At 37.7% G+C, this 13,074-nt stretch carries 11 protein-coding genes and 1 pseudogene; 2 read left to right on the top strand and 10 right to left on the bottom strand.

Features of this window, described 5'->3' with window-relative positions; genetic code table 11:
* Positions 1–339 precede the first annotated feature (339 nt).
* From A9239_RS13755 to A9239_RS13715, 8 genes are all read right to left on the bottom strand, one after another.
* Positions 340–1,170, bottom strand: coding sequence for a YihY/virulence factor BrkB family protein (locus A9239_RS13755; RefSeq protein ID WP_048122697.1), 831 nt, complete (start codon positions 1,168–1,170; stop codon positions 340–342).
* A 549-nt stretch (positions 1,171–1,719) separates the two neighbouring features.
* Positions 1,720–2,544 carry an energy-coupling factor ABC transporter ATP-binding protein gene (locus tag A9239_RS13750; RefSeq protein WP_048116723.1) on the bottom strand — a complete coding sequence of 275 codons (825 nt, stop codon included), beginning with the start codon at positions 2,542–2,544 and terminating at the stop codon, positions 1,720–1,722.
* A 7-nt stretch (positions 2,545–2,551) separates the two neighbouring features.
* Complete coding sequence (cbiQ, locus tag A9239_RS13745) at positions 2,552–3,487, bottom strand: cobalt ECF transporter T component CbiQ (protein ID WP_048116718.1); 936 nt, start codon at positions 3,485–3,487, stop codon at positions 2,552–2,554.
* A gap of 309 nt (positions 3,488–3,796) precedes the next feature.
* Positions 3,797–4,111: a PDGLE domain-containing protein gene (locus tag A9239_RS20585; protein ID WP_048116715.1), complete on the bottom strand. Its 315-nt coding sequence runs from the start codon at positions 4,109–4,111 to the stop codon at positions 3,797–3,799.
* A gap of 9 nt (positions 4,112–4,120) precedes the next feature.
* The gene (gene cbiM, locus A9239_RS13735; RefSeq protein ID WP_048116713.1) at positions 4,121–4,840 is read right to left on the bottom strand and encodes a cobalt transporter CbiM; all 720 of its coding nucleotides are present in this window, start codon (positions 4,838–4,840) and stop codon (positions 4,121–4,123) included.
* A 1,463-nt stretch (positions 4,841–6,303) separates the two neighbouring features.
* Positions 6,304–7,857 (bottom strand): flippase, encoded by a 1,554-nt coding sequence (locus A9239_RS13725; protein WP_048116711.1) that lies wholly within the window; start codon positions 7,855–7,857, stop codon positions 6,304–6,306.
* Positions 7,858–7,878: 21 nt separating this feature from the next.
* Positions 7,879–8,271 carry a hypothetical protein gene (locus tag A9239_RS13720; protein ID WP_048116708.1) on the bottom strand — a complete coding sequence of 131 codons (393 nt, stop codon included), beginning with the start codon at positions 8,269–8,271 and terminating at the stop codon, positions 7,879–7,881.
* Between the two features lie 1,361 nt (positions 8,272–9,632).
* Positions 9,633–10,181, bottom strand: coding sequence for a hypothetical protein (locus A9239_RS13715; RefSeq protein ID WP_048116705.1), 549 nt, complete (start codon positions 10,179–10,181; stop codon positions 9,633–9,635).
* 359 nt (positions 10,182–10,540) lie between these two features.
* On the opposite strand from A9239_RS13715, the gene A9239_RS13710 reads away from it, so the two are divergent.
* Positions 10,541–10,819, top strand: coding sequence for a hypothetical protein (locus A9239_RS13710; RefSeq protein ID WP_141706472.1), 279 nt, complete (start codon positions 10,541–10,543; stop codon positions 10,817–10,819).
* Positions 10,820–11,045: 226 nt separating this feature from the next.
* Here the strand turns inward: A9239_RS13710 and A9239_RS13705 are convergent, their stop codons facing one another.
* Both A9239_RS13705 and A9239_RS13700 read right to left on the bottom strand, forming a co-directional pair.
* Positions 11,046–11,561, bottom strand: a complete 516-nt coding sequence (locus A9239_RS13705; protein ID WP_048116699.1) for an NUDIX domain-containing protein — start codon at positions 11,559–11,561, stop codon at positions 11,046–11,048.
* A gap of 243 nt (positions 11,562–11,804) precedes the next feature.
* Complete coding sequence (locus tag A9239_RS13700) at positions 11,805–12,602, bottom strand: class I SAM-dependent methyltransferase (protein ID WP_048116696.1); 798 nt, start codon at positions 12,600–12,602, stop codon at positions 11,805–11,807.
* Positions 12,603–12,989: 387 nt separating this feature from the next.
* On the opposite strand from A9239_RS13700, the pseudogene A9239_RS20955 reads away from it, so the two are divergent.
* A pseudogene (locus A9239_RS20955) lies at positions 12,990–13,074 on the top strand (SAM-dependent methyltransferase); the annotation flags it as partial.

Here is a 13,074-nt window from a genome sequence, read left to right as displayed (position 1 = left end):
ATAATCACTTTTTTGTTTTTTTCTACCGTATCCTTTCAAAGTAATATTATGTTATAGATCGTGTAAGTCAGATGATATATGACAAACAATGCGTTATGTTCAATAAGACATAACGCTTTTTCCTCATTTCTTTAATAGTATAAGAAGATTCCCGGTGCCGGTCTCAAGGAGGATTTTAAGATCGACTAATGGCTAGTTTACGATCAGATTATCTCTTCAACAAATTGTTTTATAACAGGATTTCATGGACACCGAGATTTCATGAAAAACGAATAGTAAAAATAAAAACAGGATCAAGATTTAAAGAATAATTAGACCTTATTTTCAGAGCTAGCATTTTTAAGATTCCGAATAAACTTTTGTGAACTCCGCACCAAGCGTAATCATAATTGAGGAATAGTAAAATAGAAGAAATAACCCTATGATAGACCCTATTGCTCCATAGACATTTGTTGGGTTACTGTATGCAATAAAAAGTACAATAACGTATTTTCCTATTGTTACAAGAACTGCGGTTACGAAAGCCCCAACAAAAATCGATTTTAAGTCAAAACTCTTATCTGGAAGCACTCTATACACAAGTATGAAAAACAGTACAAGAATAAGGAAGCCGGCTATTGAACCTGTATAATCAGCAATTATGGGTGAAAATGGTAGAAATTGTTGAAACAATTTTGAAGCCGCATAAAGAAATCCTTCAACAAATATACTCATTGCGAGCAGTCCTCCAAAGAGTATAACAATAACAAAGGACATGATTGCGTCCCTGATAAAGTCTTTAATGTTGCTTGATTCAGTGGGTTTGATATCCCATGCTCTTTCAAGGAAATTTTTTAATTGCCTGAAAACATTACTTGCACTCCAGAGAAGAAAGATAAAACCTATCAACGCGCTTATTGAAAGAGAATTAATTTCCGGAATACGTTCAAAAAGTAGAATTATCATATTGATAATTCTCTCATCAGTAGCTCCTTGCAGGTTGTTTATTATTTTACTCTGGAGATTTTCAGATTTCAAAAAAATACTTCCTATGGATACTGAAAATAATAAGAGAGCAGGAAGACTCAGTACAAAATAATACGCCAGCGCGGCGCTGTAAGTCATTGCATTATCTTCCATCCATTCCGTTATTGTTCTGGTAACCAGATTTTTTAAGTACCCCAGGCTCATACTTTCCCCTATTTCATAAGGCACTGCACTTTTATTAAACATCTCTTATTAAATTTTTATAAAAATTATCTGTTTCTGCGAAGGATAAAGTAAAAACGAGATATAGGGAAGAATGAACAAAGAAATATATAGGGAAAAATGAACAAAGAAATATATAGGGAAGAAATAAAATCAAAGAAATAGTTAGAATATTTTCTTAATGTACACTACATAAAAAATGACAATCCGTCACATAAGAACAGTTATCGCCGAAGAATTATTCATTTGTATTCGGTTAAGGAATCCAGTGACGTTAATTCGGTCAAGGAGTTCAGTGACGTTAATTCGGTCAAGGGATCCAGTGACGTTAAAACGCCTACTGCAATCATTTATGCATCTTGATTTACATTTTATATGTTTATACATTATATGTTTACGGAAGCTATATATTTACAGAAACGGCAACAAAAATAACATTTCTATAGATTATATCTTAACCGAATACTGGACAAATATCAAATTATGTAATAATCAAGCACAGTTTATTAAATCGTATAAAGCAATTCAATTTTAGTGCTCGTGTATATGCTCTCTATAGTGAACATGCAGATGTTCGTGCACAAGCTTGCCATGAACGTGCATGTGTTCATGGATAAGATTTGTAGTAAGTAAAAGTTCCCTGTTATTGAGTACTGTTTCCACATTTCCGTCCACAACAATTCTATGATCTTCGCCCATAACTATGGCTCTTTTGCTAATCTGCTCTACTGTTTCAAGATCATGAGTAGCGGTAATTATCGTCTTTCCCGCTTTCCCAAGCTCCTGCAATAGCTCTACTAACCAGAGCTGAGTCCTTGGATCCAATCCTGCGGTGGGCTCATCCAATAAAAGGACATCCGGGTTATTAGCCAAAACAGCTGCTATACAGACTTTTTTCTTCTCTCCTCCGCTCAGGGTATGAGGAGATCGGTCTTTAAGCTTGGTAATCCCAATCATCTCCAGGACTTCCATCACTCTGGTTTTAACTTCTTCCGGAGTCATATTGAGCTGCATGGGTCCAAAGGCAACTTCTTCATAAACTGTGGAAGAGAAGAGTTGTACATCTGAGTTCTGAAAGACAAATCCTACTCTTTTCCTGAAATAAGACCTAAATTCATTATCTTTAATGGCATCGAAAACATCTTCGCTTATCTGATTGTCAAAAGCATAGAATTCTCCCAAAGTAGGATATATAAGTCCATCTAGAAGGGTCAGTAGAGTCGATTTCCCACTGCCATTAGAGCCCATTATAGAGATTTGCTCACCTGGCTTTACTTTGAAGCTGATATCATTTAATGCATTTATTTTTCCAACATATGTATATGATACATTTTTCACATCAAAAATTGTTTCCATGTTCATATCACCTTATGATGTTATGGGAGATCAACACTAGCAATACACTCATGGATACCGCAATTGCTCCTGAAATGTAATCGCGATTGCGCATTTTGAACTCCTGCATTATCTTAACATCACCATTGTACCCTCTGGACATCATGGCTGCATGAACTTTTTCACTTGTATCCAGAGACCTTATTAGCGTATAGCCGATTCGTCCACCAACCCATTTCTGCTCCTCGAACATGCCTCCAGTCTTTATGGTTCTGGCTTTCTTGGCAATATATATCTCCCGCACCATATCAGTTAGCAAAAAAATGTATCTGTAGGCCATCTCCAGCGTGAAAACATAGATTTTAGGAACTCCCACCGAGCGCAGGGATTTAAAAAGAACCTTCTGAGGTGTGGTGAGAAAAAGCAAAACTACGGCAGATACGCATGCTGCGACACGCATTATAAATATCACAGCAAAATTAACGCCCTGTTTGGTGATGTATATGCTATCTGGAAGTGAAAATGGTCCCAGGTGTGCCCCAGAGCCCAGATAAACTAACCTGATAAGAGGATCTCCTGGAAAAAAGACATTGAAAATCATTGGTATGGCAATGATTCCTGCAAAAATTGGTATGAAGAGCCACACCCGCTTGATAAAGAATAAAACATCGATCTTGCTGAGATATGCAAAAAGCAGAGTAAGCATATAAACAAAGATCAGTAATCTCAGGTCTCCGATTAAACTCGTTGCGAATATCACGGCCAGGATGGAAATCAGCTTGGCTCTAGGGTCCAAACTCTGGAGGAAACCATCGCGTTTAGAGAAGCTATCTGAGACAAAAGCTTCTTCCAAAAAGCCAAAGATTCCGTCAATCGTCTTTCCTATGAAACCCTTCTTACCGTGATGCACCGCTGAGCACCGGCATGGACCGGTATCTGTTTTTGTCATCCAATCTGGGATCATTGTTCACCCGCTTTAAAACCTGAATTCCAGCTAGTATTAAAATATGATATGAGTTAATTAAAAATAAACAAAAATTAAAATTATAAAAAGGTGTCGATTTTATACAAAATTTTAGATTACATAAGTCATCGGGAAACGAATTTTACATAGAGAGAACCAAATTATAGAGAATTTCAATAAATCTCATATTTACCAATTTTTTATAAGTATTATAAACAATCCATCAAACTCGCAGGTTTATTGAAATTCTCACAATACCAAGTATTTGGTTTTCAATTTATAGCAAGCTCACAATAATATTTAAAGAGTTTAATTTTTGGCGGCTTTTTTTCCTATAAAATACAGGAGGCCACCGCCGATTACTACACCTATCACTGCTGACAGAATATATGCTACAGAAGACATACTCATCGACTCATCGCCACCCACAAAAGCATAATCAGGCATTGGAGCGCTCCAAAGATCCGAGAGCTCTTCAAGTCCTGGAGGCACAAAACCAAGCTTCTCCTTGACCTCTTCAGGCCCCCATTCACCGAAGGTTTCACCAACGGCCAAAAGACCCAGTGGTGCAAAAATCATAAGTATTATCAAGCCAATGCTTAAGTTTCTTATTATTTTCTCCATGTTCTCACCTCAGGCTGTGACTGCCTTCTTCATTTTACCCTTCTGCACTTCTGATTTTTCTCTATAAAATAGAGACACATCCGTTCTCTGGATATAGGCAAAAATAATTGCGGTAATCACTGCTTCCAGAATGCTAAATCCAAAAGCATGTTCTATTACCATGGCAGGAACAGTTACACTCAATGGGTAGGGCATATACAGTGGGGTTCCAGCAGCCGTGTGTTGCAAGATAGGCTGTATTCCGAATTCAACACCTGTACAGAAAGCTGCTATGGTCAGAGAACACCAACCAGCTATAGCCGAAGCAATAATTCTCTTAGAGGACGTGATATCAGAATTTCCGCTAATAAGCTTATAAACATAATAACCGACAAAGGGTATTACAACTCCCATATTGAAGCAATTCGCGGCTATGGCCGTAATTCCTCCATCACCGAATATCAATGCCTGCAATACCAGAGTTACAGAAATAGCTATCACTCCTGCCCAGGGACCGAGAACGATGCCGATAATTGCGCCTCCAACGGCGTGACCCGTGCTACCTCCTGGAATAGGTACATTGAACATCATTATTACAAATGAAAAAGCAGCTGATAGTGCCAGCAGAGGGACCTGTCTGGACTTAAGTTCTGTGTTCAGTTTTTTTCCGGCATAATACCATATCGGGATCATAATAATCCAAAACGCGACATAGGTATACGGCCCTAGATATCCATCTGGAATATGCATTTTTCTTTCTTCCCTTATTTATTTTTAAAAATTATAACTGAGAATCTTTATTTTGACGAGTAATTTTATATAATTTAGAATATTTTTTGAAAGAAAGGGAATTCAGCTTCTTTATATATTTTACAACATTTTGCTAGTTATTTTTCTGAACAGTGTCCTGACATGGCAGGATTGTTCTATATTACTTATATATATTTTGGTATTACTTTTTTTGATAAATTAATATCTTACATATAATTCAATATCCATATTTAATCCGTAAATAAAATTAAGTGCTCTTATCTCTATTTTTTATATCCAAATAGTTATTATTAAATGATTTTATATCATCTTTGTAAAAATTCTATTTATAAATCAACATTAAAAGGCTGAAAAGACGTGAGTAAAAATAGATCAAACCATTCAGTTCAAATTAATGGAGATTTTTTAGGGAATTTTTACGGGTCCTTATGTCCTTCTTTAATTATCTGAACCTTATCCCTATCTGCTTTCACAGACAGGGTGAAAAGAAATTCAGGTACTTAAACTATTCAGGAGGTAGTTTAAGTTTTGTGTCTGTTCGCAAGAGACATATTTACCTATACTACTAATGATATTTAACACTTACTTTTTGTTTTTTATTACTAGATCTTATTTTTTTCTGTTACGTTGTTACATATTTGACGAACTCAATTTGAAGAAATCAGTTTGAAGAAATCAGTTTGAAGAAATCAGTTTGAAGAAATCAGTTTGAAGAAATTAGTTTCTTGGGCGTTTACTGTTTAACAATGGCTGGCAAAATGGCTGGCAAATATTGAACATGAGTGGAGAGCCTTAAATTAAGAAAATTTTTCAATATATCCGTTCTCAAAACCTTAAAATCAGCATTTTCGAGGGTAATAAAGACTCACTTGCAGAGCTCGATTGGGATTCTGTACTGGGTAGCAGGGCTCGCTGAACCTAAAAAACGCATCTTCAGGAACTTCCATTCGATTATAAAAAATAGAAAACCAGAATCTGAAAAATCTATTTCAGTGTGCTACCGTGACTACAGTGGTATGAGACAGTTGCTCTATTGGCCACCCCAACCAGAATATATCAAAAGGTTCCGAAAAATAAAAGATATTTATCCAGATGAAAAGATAAATAACACCCTGGTCTTCCCGGAGTGTGAATAACATTCCAAAAATTGAGATCTTATGAAATTAATATTTAAGTTAATCCCAAAAATTATAATTGTGTCTCTGAACCTCGTATTTGGAATAATCAATAGAGTTCCAGATCATAAAACCTAGTTTTGGAACTCTCACTGATTTTATAGTTCTGGAACTTCATTGATTTGAGAATAAAATTGGTTTTGGGATGAACTATTATAGCACTGTCTGTATCTTCGTTTTGACATTTTCACTTTAATCCATGAAGGTTCGGGTTTCTGATACTCTTCAAAATAAAAGATTACTAGCTTTTCCCTGCACAGAATTAAATTATAATGCAAGGGTCTTGAGTGATTCAGGAATGCGGAGGCTGATTCTGTACCTGAAATTCTTCTGGATCTCGCATATCATCTTCATTTCAGCACTGTTAAGGATTTTTGCGCGGTGGACGATCAGGAAATACCCGACTATGAAAGTTGCGTACTCCCAGAGTGCTCCGGTAAGTAGATGAGCATTCTTGGCTGCGAGCATGGACCCGACCATCAAGATAACGATGAAAGTTAATCTTCGGTACATCGAGGTGAAAGGATGCATATTCTGCTTCCTCCAGGCCCTTAAAGTCATCAGGACTTCGATGGATGAAAAGGACACTGCAGTCCCTATGGCTGCACCTACCATCCCATACTCAGGTATAAGCATGAAGTTGACTGCAACATTAATGCCTGCACTTGCTACTGAGCACTTCATAAGGAAGTCCGAATCACCAGAGGCTAACAGAGTATGGTAGTTAAATCCAAAGTACGAATTTGCTATGAACCCCAGGGCAAGGATACGCAAGGCAATGGCACCGCTCACATATTGCTCTCCATAGAGCTTTGTAATAAAGTATTCGGGATACACGAATATGAGTGCAAAGAGAGGGAATGTAAGAAGGAAGCACCATTTAGTCATTATCTCATAAATTGAGCCAAGTGGAGCAGTCTCGTTTTGACCCCAAAGCCTGGACGTAACAGGGACATAAACAAAGCCCATGGAAGATACCACCAGAGACAAAAATCCTACAATAGGATATACTGCATTGTAAATTCCAACGATCTCGGCCGACTTGAAATATCCTAGCATTATTGTGTCTATCCAGCTCATAATGTTGAGCAGAGTTGCAGTTATCAAGAGTGGAAACGAATATCTTATTAACTGCCTGGTTGTGCCACCGAACTGAATTTTTCGTTCCTGTTTGACTGCCCTCTTGATTGGAGGCCTCTTTATGAAGTACACGGACATTATGCCGAAGGTAAAGATCATTGAGAGCAGATCCGCAAACACGACTCCCTTCAGAGAAGCATTGATAAATACGGCAACTGTGGCAAACCCAAGTAGAGATACCGGCCTTACGATGTTATAGAAGTACATGTTAACATTCGTACGGTCGAATCCTCTGTAGATCGCTACTGTCAGGTTCAGGAGTATGGTAAACGGAACTGCAAAGATGAGGGTCTTCACTACGGACAGGACTTTGCCCTGTGCATCAAAGCCATTTCCTGCCAGAGTATGGAACAGGGAAGGTGACACCAGAATTGAAAGCAAGCCTGCAATCAAGCCCATAATCATGGCTGAGATTATTAGTTCATGCACCTTCTGCTCCTCATGCCTGCCCCTGAAAAACGCAATATATCTTGGGACTCCTTCATTGAGTCCAAGAGTTGCAACTGCACCTGTAACTGAGATCACAGTAAGTGCAAGAGCATATGTGCCAAAATCGGCTGGCGCGAGATGTGAAGTGAGTACTTTTTTGGTGATAATGTCGAGAAGCATTCCGATGAAGGTTCCTGCAAGTATTACACCGGAACCTGCCACTATCCGGTTGACCGAGTCGTTAACTGACATGTTAACACCGTTTTACTGCGTTTAGTTCCCGACTCTCTGGGTCAACGGGCAGGAGCAATGTTCGGTTGCCTTGCCAGTGACTACTTGTAAAACGTTCTCAGTCAACTGAAGGTTAAAGCCTGAAAAGTCTTTTTTTGCAGTTTGAAGGGAGAATAAGCCTACTTTTCCAGCTTTGAAGGATAAGCCTGTTTTTCCAGCCTTGAGGGTACTGCCAGATAGGGTACTGTTACTGTATGTAATGAAAAATCTCATTTTGGGATTTAGAGTTTCAAAGTTAGCTATTTCGAATTTCTGTAAACAGATGTAAATTTTAAATTTGTCTATATATCGGCCTTTTTGCTCAACTTTTTGTCTGGCTACCCCTTTCTGAGCTTCCAAGACAAGGTCTATTTCGGGTTTCGTGATAAGCTGCATGATTTATTACGACCTTTAGGATTGGATCGGAGCTAAATCTTGGATTGGATCGTGGGGTCAACTTCCAGGTTGGATCAAGGGTTGAATCCTGTTGGGTCCCAAACTGATTCGAATGCGGATCTTGGGCTAATCCTCGGTTAGGTGCCGATATTCGAAGCTGATTTTGGGCTAAGTCAGGAGGATCCCTGTTGGATCGCAGGTTGGATTGAGTAAAATCCAGAAGACCCCTGTTGGATTGCAGGTTGGATTTTGGTTTGAATCGTAGGTTTGGAAATGGGTTGAATCCAGTGTAGGACCTCAGTGAGTTGCAGGGTGAATCCTGGGTAAGATTCATGGCTGGGGTATGGAAGACGGATCTGGGTTTTACCCGCCTTGCATTAATTCTGATTTGCTTCTGCTAATTTGCCTCTTAATTCAATGAACGCTTTGTCTGTTTTTCGAAGCTTGGAATCTGTTTTTGCATTTCTGGAACAGCTTACGAAACTCATCGGGTCTTTTTTTCGAACTCCACAAGCGTCCGTAACTAATTTAGCCTTCAGAGGGCTGACAGAGCAAATTTCGGATTATGTCGTTTTTTCTGAAACTTGAAGGAGAAAAACTAAATATATATTTTTTAAAGTTTCCCCAAGATTTCCACGAAGTACCTCATCGACTTAATATAAAAGCTTTTTGGAATCATCCCGTTATTATCATAATGGGGTAAAATAGCGACCTGAAGGAAATCTTATTTAATATGTGTTCTGTTAGAGATCGGTCAGAGATCGGCTGGATTCCGTTTCTCGACTTTTGCAGCTTAAACCAGAAGCAATTTTTAAAGCGATCAAATACTTCAGATTGAAAAAATACGTCCTTAAAGAGGTTTTAAACTTTCCAAAAACCCGGTTTACCCATTCCGGATAATCCCAATTTCTTTTATTCGGTCAGGAACAATCCTGATGGAAAGAAGTTTTTGTCGGTATTATTCAAATACAGCCGGGATCGAGAAAATATTTTCGAAGATAAATATCTCAAAACGAATCTGTCTAAAGATTAGTATCAATTATTTGAATTATTTTTTATAATTTCGCTGAAAATATTCAGGCTGATACTCAAAAAATATAATAATTTAACTTTTATATAAATAGAAATTCATCAGTACAGAAAAAATAAAAAGTCTTCAGCGGTATGAGGTAAATAAGAGTTCACAAGAATCCTCAATTCGCTCTTCAAAATCATACAAAAAGAAAAATTAATCTGCCGACAGGAACATCGGCTTAAAGTCATTAAATAATATCAACCTGAATAGCTGACCTGAATATTGCCAAAAATTTTCATTTGAGCTTGCAAATTTAGTAACATTCTCTGATTTTAGTATCGCAGTCTCAGTCAAAAAGCTCTGCCATTGCTTTTACACTTTTGAACATCTCGACAATCATAGGCGTGGTACTATTAGGTTCTCCAAGAGTCGAATTGGCAGCTTCGATCATGTTGTCAGGGTATATGAGGCTTGAATTAAGCCGTTCCATATTTTCGTTTAAAGGAACAAGAGAATTTTCCGTCTCACTCAAATTTTCAGGGTCTGATTCCATCACACCAAGTATGGAATTCGTTGTTGCTATGCCTGCCTCTGTCCCTCCGATTGTAGGCTGCAAAAATGGATATTCCTCAACGCGTGCGTTCAGGGTTCTATCTATGAGGTTAAGGTTGAGGTCAAGCATCTGAAGCATGGATGTGAGAAAACGGAAGTTTAGGCCTATTTCCTGATCCATTAGTTCATTTTCGTCACACATTGATGTGAAATCTGTTTCATTGTTTTCATCTTCAAAATTAGTCTCCGCTACATCAGTTACTGCAGATGAAATTGGAAGCGTTGACAGAATGACCAAGAAGCTTGCAGCTATCCTCAGGTAAAAAACCTTGGCTCTTTTCATAATAATTCCCCCCACTATTACTTATCCAGTACTTATCCAGTTTAGTAAAATTACTTCCTCTCTAAAAATACTCACACTTGTCTATAAAAACGCAACGATTCATATAAAATAATGTAGCAGGTTGAAAATATTGCAGGTCGTTTTGGAACAAAAATTTATAGGAGAAGAAACATATATTTGAACATATTAAACTATCAAAAAAAAGAGTTAAGGATATTTTGAAAGAGTTTGGTAATTTTCCAACAAGAATTTTAATCTCAAAAAAGGTTGGTTTTAAGTCTAGTTTGGCTAAATACCGGAAGTTTTGCCCTATTCGAGATTATTTTATTAAATTCATTGAGTCGTTAAGGGTGAAAATTATGAGAAAAAAACAATTCGCAATCGCTTGTACTTTCTTACTTATAATAGCCCATATGTTCAGGCGATGGAAACAAATGCAAAAATCTCTTGTCTGGAAAGGATTTTTAAGTGAATCCATGTGGGTCGAAGGTTATGGAGATCTATCGTCCTTCAAGAAATTAGTTTTTTGGATGAATTATCCTTTCTCCTATGCTAGATATTTATGGGATGTTGTATGGGATCGTATTGACAGATTGTATTTTAGATATTCAAGAGCAAGATCACTAAATAAGGATTGAATTCCAAAAGATTTGAACTTCTCAAAGTATAATATATTTAGAGATTAAAATCCCCTCAGTTCTTGTGGAAATTGGCATGAGCAAATGCAATAAGGGAAGATCGAATTACCAACAGTGTAAATGATTGTAGACCTGTACAGCTTCCTTTTTCATTGATATCCCGAAACATTTACGGTAAGCATAGTCTCATAAGTTTTCTCTCTAGATCATCAAACTGTGTCAAAGTTTAAAATAATGTAGTTTGCCTGTATCTTTTCTTTTCTAAGGGTTCTTTCTTTTGAGAGTAATTTATAATGCCCATAAGCCTATCAATAAAACCTATTTGTTCTTTTCGTATTTTTTTCTTAGCGAGCTCAATATCAAACCAGCCTGCTCTATCGACCTCGGGATACTCGTGTACTTTCCCGGAGTTTTTCGGCCACTCAAGCGGAAATGTATTACTTACAACATTTGATATATCCAGGTCTTTTTCAAGAGCCCATACATGGACTATCTTCTTTCTAGATTGGTTCAACTCTCCCAGATCAATAAACTCGCCGTCAGCCTCAAAACCTGTTTCTTCTTTAAATTCTCTTTTTGCCGTGTCCAGAGGTTTTTCGTGCCCTTCGGGTAGCCCTTTGGGTATTGACCACACTCCGTAGTCTTTGTTTGCCCAAAATGGCCCGCCTGGGTGAACCAGCATCACTTCGAGTATCTCATTCCTGAACCTGAATAAAAGAATGCCATTACTATGAACACGCACTTTTCTACTTCCTTTCCAAACTGCTTTAATCTTAATGTTTCATAATAAATTCATTTCATAACGAAATCATTTCATAATGAACTCATAGACGCTACATTGTAAAATGAGGCAAAATTCGGAATAAAACTGGAATTTCATTCTTGTTTGACATTCCGGTATCATTCGACACTCCGGAATCATTTGACATTTGCATCGTTTGCTTTAGTATTTATTTAGCCAAGAAAATATAAATTTACTGAGAAATTATTTAATGGCTGTGCCTTTAAAAAAGGTATAACAAAACGTGCCTTCTTGCCCTGCAGTCCGGTAAAGGTCGCTAATACCTTTATTCCACGTTTTTTCATCGATCATCTTTAGCTCCAGTGCCTGCTCCCTGACTCCCTCGACCATCGCAGTAAAAGTATTCTTCGTAAATCCTTCTACCAGATCGGGTTTACTCGAATCAACATATACCATTCTGGGGGAGACATTCACATTTTTAAAACCAGCTCGATTCAACAGCGGGTAGATTTCTCTACCTATGAGGGAATTACCTCCCAGAAGTTCCTGGATATCGATCAGGCACTTTATTGCTTGCATAGCTTCATCGCTCCTGGGATAAAAATAGCTTGAGCCGTGATCTCCTTCTATGACAGTTATCGTGCCCTCTTTTTTGAGTACCTTTTTCACCGACAATAAGGCATCAAGAGGGTTCTTAAGGTGTTCAAGTACAAAGCATATGAAAATATGGTCAAAAGTCTCGTCTTCATAGGGCAGAGAGAAAATATTAGCTACCTGAAAATCAACATTCTCCACCCCTTCTTTTTTAACCAATTGTCTTGCTTTTTCTACCGATTCATCTGAAATATCAATTGATGTGATGCTGGCTTCGGGACTGTTTCTGCTCAGTATGACTGTCTGCGCGCCCACACCGCAACCGGCCTCAAGCACTTTGCTTCCCGGAGGATATATGGTATCACTATGTAATAGCGCGGTGAGTGTATTTGCCTGGTCATGAAGTCGAGAATTTTCTCTATTAGAATATCCGTGTACGTAATCCATTTTATCAACCGAATTTCATAATAATTGCTTTTCTGCTGCTAATTTGTCCTTTGATGTACTTATATGTACAAGATTTTAGTACTAAACAAGTTTTACTATAAATGCTATTATAACTGCTCTATTTCTCTAAATATTTTGGATTTTGACCAAATGTGAAAACATATTAGATAGATATGATCAAATTTAAAAATATATAACATATTTTTGCATTCTTTCTCTTCGAAATGGAGATGGAACCCAAAATTAAACGGAGGAAGAAACATAGCGAACAAATCTACGGATGTATGCCCCTATCAGAAAGCCTGGACCCTTGAAAACTGGGTTCGTAGATTTTTGCAAAACCCTTACAAAATCGCTGGCAAATATGTCTAAGAAGGTCAGGTTGGTATGGATCTGGGATGCGGCCCGGGTTTCTTTTCTCTGGCAATGGCGAAGCTGGTTGGTGAAAACGGAAAGGTCATTTCGGTAAAGG

The sequence above is a fragment of the Methanosarcina sp. A14 genome, assembly GCF_001729375.1.
GTDB classification, from domain to species: domain Archaea; phylum Halobacteriota; class Methanosarcinia; order Methanosarcinales; family Methanosarcinaceae; genus Methanosarcina; species Methanosarcina barkeri.
This window is presented reverse-complemented; position numbering and strand designations above follow the sequence as displayed.

What these genes read in the sequence shown, in the direction of transcription:
- A9239_RS13755 (WP_048122697.1), bottom strand. Translation starts at nt 1,170, where the DNA reads ATGAGCCTGGGGTACTTAAAAAATCTGGTTACCAGAACAATAACGGAA.
- A9239_RS13750 (WP_048116723.1), bottom strand. Translation starts at nt 2,544, where the DNA reads ATGGAAACAATTTTTGATGTGAAAAATGTATCATATACATATGTTGGA.
- cbiQ (WP_048116718.1), bottom strand. Translation starts at nt 3,487, where the DNA reads ATGATCCCAGATTGGATGACAAAAACAGATACCGGTCCATGCCGGTGC.
- A9239_RS20585 (WP_048116715.1), bottom strand. Translation starts at nt 4,111, where the DNA reads ATGGAGAAAATAATAAGAAACTTAAGCATTGGCTTGATAATACTTATG.
- cbiM (WP_048116713.1), bottom strand. Translation starts at nt 4,840, where the DNA reads ATGCATATTCCAGATGGATATCTAGGGCCGTATACCTATGTCGCGTTT.
- A9239_RS13725 (WP_048116711.1), bottom strand. Translation starts at nt 7,857, where the DNA reads ATGTCAGTTAACGACTCGGTCAACCGGATAGTGGCAGGTTCCGGTGTA.
- A9239_RS13720 (WP_048116708.1), bottom strand. Translation starts at nt 8,271, where the DNA reads ATGCAGCTTATCACGAAACCCGAAATAGACCTTGTCTTGGAAGCTCAG.
- A9239_RS13715 (WP_048116705.1), bottom strand. Translation starts at nt 10,181, where the DNA reads ATGAAAAGAGCCAAGGTTTTTTACCTGAGGATAGCTGCAAGCTTCTTG.
- A9239_RS13710 (WP_141706472.1), top strand. Translation starts at nt 10,541, where the DNA reads ATGAGAAAAAAACAATTCGCAATCGCTTGTACTTTCTTACTTATAATA.
- A9239_RS13700 (WP_048116696.1), bottom strand. Translation starts at nt 12,602, where the DNA reads ATGGATTACGTACACGGATATTCTAATAGAGAAAATTCTCGACTTCAT.